Annotated in this window: 13 protein-coding genes; 5 read left to right on the forward strand and 8 right to left on the reverse strand. The window is 65.0% G+C overall.

From position 1 onward, the window contains the following. Positions 1–2: 2 nt before the first annotated feature. From AC56KZ_RS09300 to AC56KZ_RS09310, 3 genes are all read right to left on the reverse strand, one after another. A complete protein-coding gene (locus tag AC56KZ_RS09300) occupies positions 3–599 on the reverse strand; it encodes a CPBP family glutamic-type intramembrane protease (protein ID WP_497161866.1) in 597 nt (198 codons plus the stop codon). Positions 600–686: 87 nt separating this feature from the next. Continuing rightward, the gene (locus AC56KZ_RS09305; RefSeq protein WP_497161867.1) at positions 687–1670 is read right to left on the reverse strand and encodes a gamma-glutamyl-gamma-aminobutyrate hydrolase family protein; all 984 of its coding nucleotides are present in this window, start codon (positions 1668–1670) and stop codon (positions 687–689) included. A 67-nt stretch (positions 1671–1737) separates the two neighbouring features. Then, positions 1738–2535 carry a PleD family two-component system response regulator gene (locus AC56KZ_RS09310; RefSeq protein WP_497161868.1) on the reverse strand — a complete coding sequence of 266 codons (798 nt, stop codon included), beginning with the start codon at positions 2533–2535 and terminating at the stop codon, positions 1738–1740. A gap of 291 nt (positions 2536–2826) precedes the next feature. Here AC56KZ_RS09310 and AC56KZ_RS09315 point away from each other — a divergent pair, with 291 nt between their 5' ends. Further along, positions 2827–4824 carry a DNA topoisomerase IV subunit B gene (locus AC56KZ_RS09315; RefSeq protein ID WP_497161869.1) on the forward strand — a complete coding sequence of 666 codons (1998 nt, stop codon included), beginning with the start codon at positions 2827–2829 and terminating at the stop codon, positions 4822–4824. A 16-nt stretch (positions 4825–4840) separates the two neighbouring features. Further along, entirely contained in the window at positions 4841–7168 is a 2328-nt protein-coding gene (parC, locus tag AC56KZ_RS09320; protein ID WP_497161870.1) for a DNA topoisomerase IV subunit A, read from the forward strand. A 145-nt stretch (positions 7169–7313) separates the two neighbouring features. On the opposite strand, the gene AC56KZ_RS09325 is transcribed toward parC, so the two are convergent. The 5 genes from AC56KZ_RS09325 to AC56KZ_RS09345 form a co-directional block, all read right to left on the reverse strand. Next, positions 7314–7817, reverse strand: a complete 504-nt coding sequence (locus tag AC56KZ_RS09325; RefSeq protein WP_497161871.1) for a hypothetical protein — start codon at positions 7815–7817, stop codon at positions 7314–7316. A 120-nt stretch (positions 7818–7937) separates the two neighbouring features. Continuing rightward, entirely contained in the window at positions 7938–9368 is a 1431-nt protein-coding gene (locus tag AC56KZ_RS09330) for an IgA Peptidase M64 (protein WP_497161872.1), read from the reverse strand. A gap of 75 nt (positions 9369–9443) precedes the next feature. After that, positions 9444–10682 carry a cyanophycinase gene (locus tag AC56KZ_RS09335; protein WP_497161873.1) on the reverse strand — a complete coding sequence of 413 codons (1239 nt, stop codon included), beginning with the start codon at positions 10680–10682 and terminating at the stop codon, positions 9444–9446. A gap of 69 nt (positions 10683–10751) precedes the next feature. Further along, entirely contained in the window at positions 10752–11189 is a 438-nt protein-coding gene (locus AC56KZ_RS09340; RefSeq protein WP_497161874.1) for a GNAT family N-acetyltransferase, read from the reverse strand. An 87-nt stretch (positions 11190–11276) separates the two neighbouring features. Next, positions 11277–11861, reverse strand: a complete 585-nt coding sequence (locus AC56KZ_RS09345; protein WP_497161875.1) for a hypothetical protein — start codon at positions 11859–11861, stop codon at positions 11277–11279. A gap of 140 nt (positions 11862–12001) precedes the next feature. On the opposite strand from AC56KZ_RS09345, the gene argH reads away from it, so the two are divergent. The 3 genes from argH to AC56KZ_RS09360 all read left to right on the forward strand — a co-directional run bounded on the left by argH (position 12002) and on the right by AC56KZ_RS09360 (position 15458). After that, on the forward strand, positions 12002–13399 hold the full coding sequence (argH, locus tag AC56KZ_RS09350; RefSeq protein WP_497161876.1) for an argininosuccinate lyase: 1398 nt from the start codon (positions 12002–12004) through the stop codon (positions 13397–13399). A gap of 123 nt (positions 13400–13522) precedes the next feature. After that, positions 13523–13987, forward strand: a complete 465-nt coding sequence (locus tag AC56KZ_RS09355; protein ID WP_497161877.1) for a MarR family winged helix-turn-helix transcriptional regulator — start codon at positions 13523–13525, stop codon at positions 13985–13987. Between the two features lie 28 nt (positions 13988–14015). Next, entirely contained in the window at positions 14016–15458 is a 1443-nt protein-coding gene (locus AC56KZ_RS09360) for a serine hydrolase domain-containing protein (RefSeq protein ID WP_497161878.1), read from the forward strand. The last annotated feature ends 14 nt before the right edge of the window (positions 15459–15472 follow it).

Below are 15472 nucleotides of genomic sequence, written 5' to 3' on the forward strand. Positions count from 1 at the left end.
GATCACACGCGCCGCGTCAGCACATTGCGCACCACATACAGCCCCACCACATCGAGCGCGGTGTGCACCATGATCGCCGCCAGCAGCCCCACGTACTGATACACGAAGCCCAGCGCCACGCTGGCGCCGAACACGCCGGCCGCCTGCACCAGGGTCGCACGATCGAGTTTGCGGAACTGGTACACCGGCGTATGGGTGATCAGGAAGATCAGCGACGTGATCCACACTCCCAGCAGCGGCTGCAGCGCCGCGCGAAACAGCAGTTCTTCGCCGATGCCCGCCGCTAGGCTGATCCACAGGGGATTGAAGCCCGAGAGGTCGAGGCGGCCATACGCCGTGATCGTGTTGCGGGTCGCTTCCGACTTCGCCGTCAGGCGGAAGCCCAGGTAGGACCCGACAGCCGCCAGCGCCGAGATGGCAAGCCCGAACAGCAGCTGCGAAGCCCAGCCCATCGGCCCGGTCAGCACCGCCAGCGGCTCGTCTTGCGTCACAAATATGATCACGAGGGCGATCAAGGAAAACGCGACACAGGTCAGGATTTGGGCCGTGAGGCGGATCGGTGGGCGGGATTGGGGCTGGCTGGGCGGTTGAGTTGGCATGAAGGCGCGTTGGGCAAAGTCGCCATTTTACCAACGCGGAACTCGCCTCGGGCATACCGCGTGGAGTCGGGACTCCACGCCGTCACATCACAACCTCGTCTCCCTCGCCGCCCTTAAAAACTCATCCAGCACCGGCGTGCAATCGAGCAGCTCGGTCCCGCCGGCGCGGTGGAATTCAGGATGCCATTGCAGCCCCATCACGAAGTCCGCCGGCTCGTAGCGGATCGCTTCCACGATCCCGTCCGGATACGAGATCGCCTCGACCCGCACGCCGCGCCCCAGCTCCTTGACCGCCTGGTGGTGGATCGAATTGACGATCGGCCGCCCGGCCTGGGGAAACATCCGGCCCAGCGACGAGCCTGGCGGGAATTCGATCGGGTGGCGGTGGGCGTCGTAGTCGGTATTCACGTGCACCTGCGCCTCGGGCACATTCGTGGCCACGTCCTGGTACAGGGTGCCGCCGAAGGCCACGTTGATCAGCTGGCAGCCGCGGCAGACCCCGAGCACCGGCTTGCCGGCCTCGACGAACTCGTGCAGCAGCTCGAGCTCGTACAGGTCGCGCGCCCGGTCGCCGCTCCACTCGGGGCGCGTCGGCGACTCGGAATAGGTTTGCGGCGACACGTCGGCCCCGCCCTGCAGCACCAGGCCGTCGAGGTGGCGCGCGTAGTGGCGCAGCGTGATATTGCTCGGATGAAAACGACCGTTCGCGTTTACGGTGGGGATCATGAAGACCAGCACGTCACGCGACATCACCCACTGCGCGAGCGACTCTTCCAAGTACTGCAGGTTCTTGCCGCGCAGGCCCTTGGCGCCGGGTTCGGGGTGGAAAATGCGCGCCGAGATGCCGATGCGCAGGGTGCGGCGCGTGAAGTCGCGGCTGAAGCGGTCGCGCAGCGCGCGCCAGCGCGAGGACAGCACCCGCCCGGCCAGCGACAGCGGGCTGTCGCCGGGGCGGCGGTAGCGCGCTGGTCCGTCCGAACGGCGGTCGGGCACGCGCCGCGGCGCATCCGTACGCGGCGCCAGTAACGGGCCCGGAGCCTCGCCCGGACGCAGTGGATGATCGTCTGCCATGGGCTTAAATATAGCCCTGCCATTTGCTGCACACGATGCAAAGTTGTAACAAAATCTGTAATGCCGCCTAAGCCAGGCGCTGCAGCATCGCGACCAGGCTGCGGTCGCCCACCGGCTTGTCGAGCAGCCCGCGCACCCGGGCTTCGCGTGCGCGGGTGCTGTCATAAGCAAAACCCTTCCCGACCAGCAGCACGACCGCGGTACGCCCCGCCCCTTCCTGGGACTTGATGGCGAAACTCAGGGCGTAGGGATCAATGCCGGGCGCCGCCGTGTTGATCATCGCCAGCGACACCGGCATCTCGTCGCACAGGCGCACGGCGGTCGGCGCGCTGTCGGTCCAGGCGATCGCCACCGGACGCCCGAAGGCAAGGCGCGCCAGGTGGTCGCGCAGGGCGCCGCCCTTGTCGACGATGAGCACCTTGCCGGGCCGGGGTGGCTGCCGTTTCAGCGCGCAGCCATCGAGGGGCGGCCCGACCCGCGGCTGGCGCCGGCGTTCCGCCAGCATCGGCTCGCCGCGCGCGGCCAGCAAGGCCAGCGCACGCTGCCGGTCGGCCAGCAGGCGGGCAATGGCAGCGTGCAGAACAGGGGCGTCGACCGGCGGCGCGATATGCGTGTAACCGTCGCCCTCGCGGCCGCCGACCAGCAGCGCCGGCGGCGCGCAGCGCATGCCGTCCAGCTGCGCCAGGACGGCGGGACTGGCGCCATCGGCCAGGACGATATCGGGCTCCTGCAAACTGTCGTCATGCAACAACGAATACAGCGCCCCAGAACGCGGCTCAGTGTCCAGCAGCGCGGCCATGCGCTCGCCCTCGCCGGGGGAAAAGCCCAGCAAGCGTACGGCGCTTGGTATCTTATGTGCGTGCATAATGATTTAGCCCTGAAGCGCAGCCGAGCCTTGCGAAAAATACTGTATGCATGTACAGTATCAGCCTCAGTCCACGCCCTCGCTCGACGGTTTTACAGGGCTGCCGGGTCGGCGACTGCGCATCACTCGATAGGGCAATCGACCTGGCAACCGTGGTGTCAACCGTGCGTACCAATCTAGTCACGTTTCAAGTCGCTGACAAGAACAATCCGCGCGTAATCAACGACTTCACTCCTGCTTTTTCCTCACGACAAGATAGAATGCGCAGGCATTCGACAAAACCTGATCAGCATGGCAACCAAGAAACCCGCACCCGATTACAGCGAATCATCCATCCGTGTCCTGAAGGGACTCGAACCCGTCAAGCAGCGGCCGGGCATGTACACGCGCACCGAAAACCCGCTGCACATCATCCAGGAAGTCATCGATAACGCCTCGGACGAGGCGCTCGGCGGTTACTGCAAGAACATCGGCGTCACGCTCAATATCGACGGCTCCGTCACCGTCGAGGACGACGGCCGCGGCATCCCGGTCGGCATCCACCCGGAAGAAGGCGTCTCCACGGTCGAGATCGTGTTCACGCGCCTGCACGCCGGCGGCAAGTTCGACAAGGGTTCGGGCGGGGCCTACGCCTTTTCCGGCGGCCTGCACGGCGTCGGCGTCTCGGTCACCAACGCGCTCTCGAAACGCCTCGAGATCACTGTCTGGCGCCGTGATGAAGAGGGCAACGGCATCCACCGCCTGGCCTTTGCCGCGGGCGACGTCATCGAACCCTTGACCTCGGTTCCCTTTGAACGCGGCGGCAAGAAAAACGGCACCCGCGTCACCGCCTGGCCCGACACCAGTTATTTCGATTCGCCGAACATTCCGATGCCGGACATGGTGCGCCTGCTGCGCTCGAAAGCGGTGCTGCTGCCGGGCGTGACGGTCACGCTGACGATCGAGAAGACCGGCGACGTGCAAACCTGGCGCTACGACGAGGGCCTGCGCGGCTACCTCACCGAAGCGATGGCGCAGTCGTCCAGTGGCGACACCGTGATTCCGCTGTTCGAAGGCGCCGCGTATGCCGCGCCGGGCGACGAAAGCTTTGCCGAAGGCGAAGGCGCGGCCTGGGTCGTGGCCTGGAACGAGGAAGGCGGCGTCGTGCGCGAGTCCTACGTCAACCTGATCCCAACGCCCAGCGGCGGCTCGCACGAATCCGGCCTGCGCGATGGCCTGTTTGGCGCCGTGAAAGGCTTCGCCGAGCTGCATGGCTTGCTGCCGAAAGGCGTCAAGCTGCTGCCGGAAGATGTGTTCGCACGCGTCTCCTTCGTGCTGTCCGCAAAAGTGCTGGACCCGCAATTCCAGGGCCAGACCAAGGAACGCCTGAATTCGCGCGACGCGGTCAAGCTGGTGTCGACGTTTACCAAGCCGCCGCTCGAGCTGTGGCTGAACCAGCACGTCGAATACGGCAAGAAGCTGGCCGACCTCGTCATCAAGCAGGCGCAGTCGCGCATGCGCTCGCTGCAAAAGGTCGAAAAGAAGAAGTCCTCGGGCGTGGCCGTGTTGCCGGGCAAGCTGACCGATTGCGAATCGACCGACCTCACCCGCAACGAACTGTTCCTGGTCGAGGGCGATTCGGCCGGCGGCTCGGCAAAAATGGGCCGCGACAAGGAATACCAGGCGATCCTGCCGCTGCGCGGCAAAGTCTTGAACACCTGGGAAACCGACCGCGACCGCCTGTTCGCGAACAACGAGATCCACGACATTTCGGTCGCGATCGGGGTCGATCCCCACTCGCAGGGCGACTCGCCCGACCTGACGGGCCTGCGTTACGGCAAAATCTGCATCCTGTCGGACGCGGACGTGGACGGCTCGCACATTCAGGTGCTGCTGCTGACCCTATTCTTCAAACACTTCCCTGCCCTGTTCAGGCATGGCCACATCTGCGTGGCGCGCCCGCCTCTGTACCGCGTCGACGTGCCGCCGCGCGGCAAGAAGCCGCTGCAAAAGCTGTACGCGCTGGATGACGGCGAACTGCTGGCAATCGAGGACAAGCTGAAAAAAGACGGCCTCAAGGAAGGCAGCTGGAACATCTCGCGCTTCAAGGGCCTGGGCGAGATGAACGCCGAGCAGCTCTGGGAAACCACGATGAATCCGGACACGCGCCGCCTGCTGCCGGTGGCGCTGGGCGGTTTCGACCACGGCGAATCGAGCGCGCGCTTCAATATGCTGATGGGCAAAGGCGAAGCCGCCGCCCGCCGCGCGTGGATCGAGGAACACGGGAACGAGACGGAAGCGGATATTTGATCGAGCACACTGAATTATGACCATCCAAGCAAACCTCTTCGAACAAGCCGCCGAGCCGGCCGACGACATCGAAACCCTGACCCTGTCGACCTTCGCCGAGCGCGCCTACCTCGACTACGCGGTATCCGTGGTCAAGGGCCGCGCCCTGCCCGACGTGGCCGACGGCCAGAAGCCGGTGCAGCGCCGCATCCTGTACGCGATGAACGAACTGGGCCTGGGCCCCACCGCCAAGCCGCGCAAATCGGCGGCCGTGGTCGGCGACGTGCTCGGCAAACTGCACCCGCACGGCGACCAGTCGGTCTACGACGCGCTGGTGCGCATGGCCCAGGACTTTTCCCTGCGCTACCCGCTGATCGACGGCCAGGGCAATTTCGGCTCGCGCGACGGCGACGGCGCGGCGGCGATGCGCTATACCGAAGCACGCCTGACGCCGATCGCGCGCCTGCTGCTGGACGAAATCGACATGGGCACGGTCGACTTCCAGCCGAACTACGACGGTTCCACCAATGAACCGCGCACGCTGCCGGCGCGCCTGCCGATGGTGTTGCTCAACGGCGCCTCCGGCATCGCCGTCGGCATGGCGACCGAGATCCCCTCGCACAACCTGCGCGAAGTGGCGGAAGCGGCAGTGGCCATGATCCGCAACCCGAAGATCTCGCATGCCGAGCTGATGACCATCATGCCCGGCCCCGACTATCCGGGCGGCGGCCAGATCATCACCCCGGCCGCGCAGATCGCCGAGATGTACGCCAGCGGGCGCGGCTCGATGAAGGTCCGTGCGCGCTGGAAGATCGAAGAGCTGGCGCGCGGCCAGTGGCAGGCGGTGGTCACCGAACTGCCGCCAGGTACCTCGGCGGCCCGGGTGCAGCAGGAGATCGAGGAGATCACCAACCCGAAGGTCAAGCTGGGCAAGAAGACGCTCACGCCGGAACAGATCGCGCTCAAGCAGAACATCCTCAATTCGCTCGACACGATGCGCGACGAATCCGGCCGCGAAGCGGCGGTGCGCCTGGTGTTCGAGCCGAAGTCGAAGAACCTGGACCAGAACGAGTTCATGCTGCTGCTGCTGGCGCATACCTCGCTCGAGACCTCGGCGCCGATCAACCTGGTGATGATCGGCGGCGATGGCCGTCCGCGCCAGAAGGGCCTGTCCGAAATCATCCAGGAATGGATCGACTACCGCTTCGTGACGATCAAGCGCCGTACCGAATTCAAGCTGGGCAAGGTCAACGATCGCATCCACATCCTCGAAGGCCGCGAGATCGTCCTGCTGAACATCGACAAGGTGATCGCCATCATCCGCAATGCGGACGAGCCGAAAGAAGCCCTGATGGAGGAGTTCCGCCTGTCGGAACGCCAGGCCGAAGACATCCTGGAAATCCGCCTGCGCCAGCTGGCGCGGCTGGAAGCGATCAAGATCGAGCAGGAGCTGGCCCAACTGCGCGGCGAGAAGGAAAAGCTGGAAGACATCCTGGCCAATCCCTCGACCATGAAGCGCACGATCATCCGCGAAATCGAGGCGGACGCCAAGCAGTTCGGCGACAACCGGCGCACCCTGATCGAGGAAGCGCAAAAGGCCGTGGCCGAGCAGCGCATCGTCGACGAAGCGGTCACGGTCATCATTTCGGAAAAAGGCTGGGTGCGCGCGCGTACCGGCATCGGCCACGACCCGGTGCAGTTCACCTTCAAGCCGGGCGACGCGCTGCATCTGTTCTTCGAATGCCGCACGGTCGATGCGCTGGTCGGCATCGGCGACAATGGAAAAGCGTATTCGGTGCCGGTGTCGGCCCTGCCCGGCGCCCGCGGCGACGGCGTGCCGATCACGACCCTGGTCGATCTGTCGGGCGGTGTGCGCATCCTGCACTACTTCGCCGGCAATGCCGACACGCGCCTGCTGCTGGCCGCGTCGAACGGCTTCGGTTTCATCACCCGGGCCGGCGACATGGTCAGCCGTCTGAAGGGCGGCAAGTCCTTCCTGACGCTGGACACCGGCGCCATCCCGCTGGCGCCGCGCGTGGTGCAGGACCAGGCCGGCGCCGTGGCCTGCCTGTCGAGCAGCGGCAAAGTGCTGGTGTTCGGCATCGACGAAATGAAAACGCTGACCAACGGCGGACGCGGCGTGACCTTGATCGACCTCGAGCCGAAAGAGCAGCTGCTGGCCGCCCAGCCGATCACCCAGAAAGGCGTGAACGTGATCGGCACCTGGGCCGGCTCCAAGCCGCGCACCGTGGAACTGTTCGCCTCCGGGCTGGAGCCGCACTTCGGCAAGCGCGCGCGCAAGGGCAAGCCGCTGTCGCAGAAGCTCAAGGCAACTGACCTGGCGATGCGCGCGACCGGCGAATAATTTCACCCTGGCTGTGCACGCGTGGAGTCAGGACTCCACCCTACGAACTACACGTAGACACGTAGGGTGGGCTCCGCCCACGCGGTACTGCTACAAACTGAAAATGCCGGCTCGCGCCGGCATTTTGTCGTTTCAACCGCTTACATTACTTCTTGGCGGCTGCCTTGTGCACGTCGGCCATGGCTTCGGCGCGGGCTTCTTCGGTCTTGGCCGAAGCGGTTGCCTTGTCGGCGGCCGCGCCAACCTGGACTTTCAGCGACTTTTCGTCGGCCTTGATCATCGTCTTCTCGGCCTTCAGGTTCGCTTCAGCGACCTTTTCCTGAGCCCGGGCAACGACCATCGCGCGGTCATCGGCATCGGCGCGGGTGATGTTGCCGGCGGCTTCAGCATGTACCTTGACGGCCTTGGCATGCGCCTTGGCTTTCTTTTCCTGGGCGTCGGCAACGGCCTTGGCGGCTTTCTCGTCGGCCTTCGAAACCACTTTCATTTCCTTGGCCTCGGCCTTGGCGACATCGGCTTCGGCGCGGGCTTCGGCTTTCACGACGGCCTTGGTGACGGGCGTGGTGGTCGTCGTCGTGGTGACCGTGGTTTGTGCAAAGGAGCTGGTGGCCATCAGGCCGGCGATCAGGGTGGCGAGCAGTTTGTTCATGGTGTGTCCTTTCGATGTATGGAAAGTCGCGGGTCTCTTGCCCGCGCTGTTAACTTTTTATCAAGTATGCACCCAGAATACCGGCCGTGCCTGGCTTGGTCTGTTCGCCATCACACACTCTTATTTCTTCACATCAAGCGCCTTCGCCGTCCCGGCGTACAGGTCGATGATGTCCGTGATGCCGTCCTGGCATACCGGGCAGAAGGCTTCGCTGCGGTCGAACATCAGGCATTGCATCGCCGGCCGGTAATAGCCGCTGGCCTCGTAGTTCGCGCCCTCGAAGGCGCCGATCGCGTGGCGGTGCGGCTGCTGCGCGAACAGGGTTTTCGTCCGCGCCAGGTCTTCACGGAACAGCGCATTCATCTCGCTCTCGGGACGCTTCGCGGCCCGCAGCGCCGCGCGCCGCTGTTGATAGGCGCGCGAGTCTTCCTCGTACTTCGCCTTCGGCCACGGCGTCGGCAGCGGCGTGCCCGCTTTCACATGCGCCTGCCACTTCAACTTGGCGGGGTCGCGCAGCGCCGTCACATTCGGCTCCCACGGCTCCATGCGCGTGCTGCTGGACGCATAGGCCACCGGCGAGGTGTAGTACTCGTCGGCCAGGCCCGCGAAATGGTGGCCGAACTCGTGCACGAACAGGTAGCCGGCCCAGTCGTTGCCCGCCGCCGCGGTGCTGAACTGGCCGAAGATGCCGCCACCGCCATAGGTCTCGTTGTTGACCAGGATTTCGATGAATTCATAGGGCGCGTGCTGGGCGATGCCGCGCAGTGCGCGATTGTCCAGGGTGAGCACATAGCGCTCGCTGCCGAAAATGTCGTAGCGCGTGCCCAGCTTTGATGCCCGGTGCACGCCGGTCGACGGGCGCGACACGCCCGATTCCTCGGTCGGCACGGCCAGCGCCCAGACATTGAAGTCCTTGGCGCGCTCTTTAAAAGGCGACACCGTGAACAGGTGCTTCGACAGGCGGCGCGCATCGCGCTCGAATTTGGCCATCTCCGCCGCCGTGTAACCGTCGCCCATGATCAGGAGGTCGACCTTCTGCGCCGACGGGCCGCTGACGTGCACGGGAATCGGCCGGGCAGGCGCCGGCGGCTGCTTCTTGACCACTTCGGGCGCATCGGTATCGATGTCGACGCTCCAGGCCACCGAAAACTGGTTGCGCTCGTCGCGTTTCAGGATGCGCACGCGCACCGGCCGATCGGGCTTGGGGAAGCGCACCGATTCCTGAAACGAACGGCTCATCTTGTTCGCCTCTTCGGTCGTGCGCCATTCGCCGAAGATGGTCGAAAATCCGCGCGAATACAGGACGTCGCCCGTTTTCGCGTCGACCACCTCGACCCGGTTCTGGCCGCGGTTGGTATTGTCGAGGTTGCGGGCGGTGTCGCCCGGCCAGGGCAGCGGCTCGATCGCGACCTGTTCCAGGGCGTAGGTGTCGGCAAGGGCGTTGCCGCTGTGGGCGTAGTCGACGCGGACGGTGGCCGGTTGGGCGGCCTGGGCGGCACAAGCGACCAACATGAGCGCGGCAGGGAGCAGGTGCGCGAAATGACGGAGCATGAAGATTCCTCGGACGGTGGAGTGCCGACATTGTAATCCTGACACTCCCCTTCCCGCGCTCCCCGTTGGTACCGCTTATTTATACTGGTACAGCGGCCTTCTCACCACGATCGGCCGGATATCGAGCCGCACGTTGTAGACCGAATACGCTTCGGTCGCGGCCGACATGTAGCCCACGCTGTCAGGGGTGCGCGTAAAGCGGAATTCGAAGCCGAGATCGGGCTGGATGCCGTTGGCGCTGTCGAGCGAGAGGCCGATGGCTTCAGGCTGGTCGCTGTCGATCAGCTTGCCCATCAGGTCGACCACCGTGCTGTTGCCAAGGATGTCGGCCGAAAACAGCGGGTCGCGGTAATAGGGCCGGGCCGGGTCGAGCCGCCCCTCGAGCTTGTCGGGCGCCGGAGTGAACGTGTGGCTGGCGATGTTGAAGCGGTCGCCGTTGTCGAGGTAGCTCAACTTGACGTTGCTGACATTGAAGTCGCCCTGCCGGGCCTTCGCATTCGACAGGTCGACCAGCAGCGCGCCCTTGTAGCCAAGCACCTCGACGTCGCGCCTGGGGCCGACGATCATGGCCGTGTCCTCGTCGATGCCCAGTCCCAGCTTGTAGCCTTTCTGCAGCATGACCGGCAGCATGCGCGCAAAGCGCCCGCGGACCAGCAGGTGCTGGTCGACGAAGACGTCGTTGCCGATGAAGCCGAGGCCCGGCATGATCTCCTGGCCGTCGGTGATGCCCAGTTTTAATGTGGCGAGGATGGGCTTGGGATGCCCGAACATGGTGCTGCTCATGATGGCCGCGCCGGCGCTGCTGCCGGCGATGACGCCGCCGCGCCGGTACAGGTCCCACAGGGCGTCAAGCACCAGGGTATTGCTGCCGTCGGGGCGGCGCAGCGCATGCGTGATGCGCGACTGGTCGCCGCCGCTGAAATAGGCGCCGCCGGCCTTGCGCACCAGCGCCGCCAGTTCGGGATTGTCGGCCGCCACCTGGTAGTCGCTGCCGGCCAGGCGCACCGCAACCGGCACGAAAAAGGCCTGCGCCCCGTATCTGGCAAAGCGCTCGACCAGGGCGGCGCCGGTTTTTTCGGGATATTCCGAGGCCGACGCGAAGACCGCGATCGGGGCGCCCTGCCCGCCCGCCAAGGCGACGATGCGTTCCCAGACGGCCGTGTTGTCGGGACGCAGGGCGCCGCCAATGATGACGAGCGACCCCGCCGAAGCCGGCGCAGGGGCAGGCTTGTTAAAGGCCTGTGAGGTGGGAGCGGTCAGCAAGGAAACGGCAAGCGCAAGGGCATGAGCGACAGCGCCGGCAATCGGCCACATACGATCTCCTTCTCGAACACGGCAAATACCAAGCCTGAGTCGAGAAGCGTCACAGCATCTTGCGCCGGGTCAGGAGAGATAAATGTTCGGAAAGTAACGCTCCATCAGTGTTTCTGGCTTTTGCGGCGAGGTGAAACCGAAGCGTTCATACAACCCGTGCGCGTCGTTCGTGGCCAGCGTGAAGCGGCGCAGGCGTTGCAGGCTCGGATGGCGCAATACCGCGGCCACCAGTTGCTTGCCATAGCCATGGCCGCGGTATTCGGGCAACACGAACAGGTCGATCATGTTGGCGAAGGTGGCGAAATCGGTGATCACGCGCGCAAAGGCAATCTGGCGGCCGTCGAGGTAGCCGCCGAAGCACAGCGAATTTTCGATCGACCGCTCGACTAGTGGAGCCGAGATTCCCACCGCCCAGCTCGACTGCTCGCTGAGGAAGCGGTAAATCATCGGGATGTCGAGCCGCGTCTGGTCGGTGCTGACCTCGAAACTGGAGTCGTTGGTAGTCATTGCCTGCTTATTGGCGATTGTGCAGCGATTGTCTGGCGAACCACCAATTCTAGCCCTGTTTGCTTTTTAACCAAGATTCGATTGCTCTTAACGTGCAGCGGCCGGCTGGCGGCCCTGCAGGTAACGTTCCGGCAATGCAAGCCCGCTGTCTTCGGCGCGCCAGACCAGGTTGGCGATCCACCAGCGCTTGCCGTCATGGGCCAGCTGGACGCTGTTAATGCCGCGCATGAAAGGTTTGGGGTCGCTCGGCGAACGCAGCAGTTCATAGGTGCTGAACACGTGCGCCAGCTGGCCGAAGGACTCCGTCGTGCGCGCGATCTCGCGCTCGTAGAAGCCGCTGGTGTTGAAAGAACTCATGTTGCGGCTGATGTAATCCTCGACCGTCATCGCGCGCAGGCCGAAGCTGCCGTCCGGGCGTGCTCCGATCACCATCAGTTTCGCGTCGGGCGCGAATAGGGCGCGCATCCGGTTCCAGTTGCGCGGCGCGCCAGCCGGGCCCGAGATCACGTCGTAGAGGGCGGCGACGATGGTGTCGACCGAGGCGCCGTCGGCTTCCTTGGCCGTGACCGGCTGGGCCGGGGCGAGCTGTACCGGCGGCGCCGTTTGCGCCAGGGAGGCGCCCGCACCCAGGGCGAGCGCCGCGGCAAGCCCGACTTGCATCCATCGTTTCATGTTTTTACCCCACCTTGCATATGTTGACGATCGAATAATCCGCTATTTCCCCATGTTTGTCATCCCGGCAGCACCGGCGGCGGCCCACGGCGACACGGCGGGCCGCGGTTTATAATCGGGTAAATCAACCGGAACCCACCATGACCGAACAATTCTCCAAAAAAGCCGAAGCCTGGTCGGCGCGCTTTTCCGAACCCGTCTCCGACCTCGTGAAACGCTACACGGCTTCCGTGTTCTTCGACAAGCGCCTGGCGATGTTCGACATCGAAGGCTCGCTCGCGCATGCCGAGATGCTGGCCGCGCAGGGGATCATCAGCACGCAGGATCGGCTGGATATCGAACGCGGCATGGCGCAGATCCGCCTCGAGATCGAAGCCGGCAGCTTCGAGTGGCTGCTCGACCTGGAGGACGTGCACCTGAATATCGAAAAGCGCCTGACCGAACTGGTGGGCGACGCCGGCAAGCGCCTGCACACGGGCCGCTCGCGCAACGACCAGGTCGCGACCGACATCCGCCTGTACGTGCGCGCGGCGATCGACGACGTGGTGGCCTTGCTGGGCACGCTGCGCAGCGCCCTGACGGACCTGGCCGAGCGCCACTTCGACACCATCATGCCGGGCTTTACCCACCTGCAGGTGGCGCAGCCGATCACCTTTGGGCACCACATGCTGGCCTATGTCGAGATGTTCGGCCGCGACGCCGAGCGCATGCTGGACGCGCGCCGCCGCGTCAACCGCCTGCCGCTGGGCGCCGCCGCCCTGGCCGGCACCACCTTCCCGATCGACCGCCTGCGCGTGGCGAATACCCTCGGCTTCGAGGACGTCTGCCACAACTCGCTCGACGCCGTCTCGGACCGCGATTTCGCGATCGAATTCACGTCCGCCGCCGCCGTGCTCATGATGCACGTGTCGCGCATGTCGGAAGAGCTGGTCATGTGGATGAGCCCACGCATCGGCTTCATCGACATCGCCGACCGCTTCTGCACCGGCTCGTCGATCATGCCGCAAAAGAAAAACCCGGACGTGCCGGAACTGGCGCGCGGCAAGACCGGCCGCGTGTACGGCAACCTGACCGCCCTCCTGACCCTGATGAAAGGCCAGCCGCTGGCCTACAACAAGGACAACCAGGAAGACAAGGAGCCGCTGTTCGACACGATCGACACCGTGCTCGACACGCTGCGCATCTTCGCCGACATGGCCGGCGGCATCAGCGTCAAACCTGAAAACATGCGCGCCGCTGCCCTGCAGGGCTATGCCACCGCCACCGACCTGGCCGACTACCTGGTCAAAAAAGGCCTGCCCTTCCGCGACGCCCACGAAGCCGTGGCCCATGCGGTGCGTGCATGCGACGACGCCAAATGCGATCTGTCGGAAATGTCCCTCGAGCGCCTGCGCGCGTTTTCGCCGCTGATCGGGGACGACGTGTTTGCCGTGCTGACCCTGGAAGGGTCGGTGGCCGCGCGCGACCATGTCGGCGGCACCGCGCCCAGGCAGGTGCGCCGTGCGATCGAGCGGGTACGCGGGCAACTCAAGGGCTGAGCCAGCAGCAAACCACGTGTGCGCCCGCTTGTGGCGCACACCCTTTTCCTCGCATATCGCCAGATTCCGGCCCAAGGCAAGAAAATACATAAGCAGTTATATAAAGACTGATATAATTTCCTCATGAAAAAAGGACTAGGCACGCAGTTGCGGCATCTGATCGAATTGCTCGATGGCGCAGTCGAGCAGGCCTATGTGGAAGCGGGGCTGGATTATCGGCCGCGCTATACGCCCGTGATGCGCGTGCTGGCCGAGCGAGGCAGCGCGACGATCGGCGAGCTGGCAGCGCTGGGTGGCATGACCCAGCCCGCCGCCACCCAGACCGTCGCCCTGATGGTGAAGAAAGGTTTGTTGACGATCGCTCATGGCGACGACGATGGCCGGCAGCGCATGGTGCGCCTGAGCGCGCTCGGCCAGGCTTTGCTGCCCCGCCTGCAGGTGTGCTGGCAAGCGACCAAGGCTGCCGCCGACAGCCTCGATGCAGAACTGGCATTTCCCTTGTCTGCCTGCCTTGAACAGGCGATCGCCTTGCTCGAGAAACGCCCCTTCGGCGCCCGCATCCGCGAGGCGAACGAGACGGGCCCGTAAAACGCGTAGTTAAACTTGGGAGATGGGTATGTCAAGCAAAAAGAAGATCGTTTCAATCGTCCTGTCAGGAACTTTATCGCTTGGTGCCGGCGCGGCGCCCGTCGCGGATGTGGGCGAGCGTGAGGCCATGGCCCGCATCGAAGCCGGCCTGCGCCCGCTCGTCGCGCTGGCCGATGCGCCGGTCAAGACGGAGAAGCTGCAGGACGCGATGGCGCGTTTGAAGGTGCCCGGCGTGAGTGTCGCCGTGATTCGAGGTGGCAAAGTCGCGTGGACGCAAGGCTATGGTGTCGCCTGGGTCGGTGGACCGGCCGTCACGCCCGACACCCTGTTCCAGGCTGCTTCGGTGAGCAAACCGGTCGCTGCGATGGCAGCGCTGCGCATGGTCGAACAGGGCAAGCTCGACCTCGATGCGCCTGTCGACACCGCCCTTACCGGCTGGAAGCTGCCGGCCGGTGCGGGCAAGCCAAGCGTGCGTCAGCTGCTATCGCACACCGGCGGCGTGAGCGTATCCGGCTTCCCCGGCTATGCCTTTGGCAAGCCGGTTCCTTCGCTGGTCCAGCTCCTCGACGGGAAAGCGCCGGGCAACACCGCGCCGATCCGGGTCGACGCCGCGCCGGGTTCGGCCTGGCGCTATTCGGGCGGCGGTTACGTCGTGCTCCAGCAAGCGATGACCGACCGGGCGGGCCAGCCCTTCGATGTGCTGATGCGCGACCTGGTGCTAACACCCCTGGGCATGACGGCCAGTACCTTTGCGCAACCGCTGCCTGCCGCGTTGGCGGCGAAGGCGGCGCTCCCGCACGACCGTGAAGGCAAGGCCTTCCCCGGAGGCGCCTTTACCTATCCCGAGCAGGCTCCCGCCGGCTTGTGGTCCACGCCACGTGACCTGGCAAAGTTCGCGATCGCCATCCAGCAAGGGGCCGCCGGACGCGACACCGGCGTACTGTCGCCGGCAATGACGCGCACCATGCTCACGCCCCTGATGAACGACTACGCGCTGGGCCTGCAACTCCAGGACAAGGGCAAGGCATTTGGCCATGGCGGCAGCAACATGGGCTTCAAGGCCGCGCTGCTCGCCTTTGTCGAGGGAGGCGATGGCGCCGTCATCCTGACCAACGGCGACAATGGCGGCGAGCTCGCTGCCGGGCTGCTGCGCGCCATCGCCCACGAATACAAGTGGGCGGGCAACCAGACCGTGATCCGTCCAACCGTGACCCTCACGCCCCAGGCGCGCAAGGCCCTGGTCGGCCAGTACAAAATCTCGGGCCTGGGTGATTTCCATGTCGCCGAACGCGACGGCCAGCTGATGGTCGCCCTGCGCCCGGGCCAGTGGGAACCGCTGTACGCCGAGTCGGACAAGCTGCTGTTTGTCCTGTCGCGCAACTTGGAAATTCGTCCCGTCGATGCTGACAGCGGCCACACCGTGCTCGGATCGTCATCGAAGAGCTACACCCGCGTATCGGGTCTGTGGTGAGACAGCGGCAGCAG

The sequence above is a fragment of the Telluria sp. LT2P34 genome, assembly GCF_059685915.1.

Excerpts from the sequence above, each read along its gene's own strand:
- AC56KZ_RS09330 (WP_497161872.1), bottom strand. The coding sequence starts at position 9,368 with ATGCTCCGTCATTTCGCGCACCTGCTCCCTGCCGCGCTCATGTTGGTC.
- AC56KZ_RS09310 (WP_497161868.1), bottom strand. The coding sequence starts at position 2,535 with ATGCACGCACATAAGATACCAAGCGCCGTACGCTTGCTGGGCTTTTCC.
- AC56KZ_RS09345 (WP_497161875.1), bottom strand. The coding sequence starts at position 11,861 with ATGAAACGATGGATGCAAGTCGGGCTTGCCGCGGCGCTCGCCCTGGGT.
- AC56KZ_RS09300 (WP_497161866.1), bottom strand. The coding sequence starts at position 599 with ATGCCAACTCAACCGCCCAGCCAGCCCCAATCCCGCCCACCGATCCGC.
- AC56KZ_RS09305 (WP_497161867.1), bottom strand. The coding sequence starts at position 1,670 with ATGGCAGACGATCATCCACTGCGTCCGGGCGAGGCTCCGGGCCCGTTA.
- AC56KZ_RS09355 (WP_497161877.1), top strand. The coding sequence starts at position 13,523 with ATGAAAAAAGGACTAGGCACGCAGTTGCGGCATCTGATCGAATTGCTC.
- parC (WP_497161870.1), top strand. The coding sequence starts at position 4,841 with ATGACCATCCAAGCAAACCTCTTCGAACAAGCCGCCGAGCCGGCCGAC.
- AC56KZ_RS09315 (WP_497161869.1), top strand. The coding sequence starts at position 2,827 with ATGGCAACCAAGAAACCCGCACCCGATTACAGCGAATCATCCATCCGT.
- AC56KZ_RS09335 (WP_497161873.1), bottom strand. The coding sequence starts at position 10,682 with ATGTGGCCGATTGCCGGCGCTGTCGCTCATGCCCTTGCGCTTGCCGTT.
- AC56KZ_RS09360 (WP_497161878.1), top strand. The coding sequence starts at position 14,016 with ATGTCAAGCAAAAAGAAGATCGTTTCAATCGTCCTGTCAGGAACTTTA.
- argH (WP_497161876.1), top strand. The coding sequence starts at position 12,002 with ATGACCGAACAATTCTCCAAAAAAGCCGAAGCCTGGTCGGCGCGCTTT.
- AC56KZ_RS09325 (WP_497161871.1), bottom strand. The coding sequence starts at position 7,817 with ATGAACAAACTGCTCGCCACCCTGATCGCCGGCCTGATGGCCACCAGC.
- AC56KZ_RS09340 (WP_497161874.1), bottom strand. The coding sequence starts at position 11,189 with ATGACTACCAACGACTCCAGTTTCGAGGTCAGCACCGACCAGACGCGG.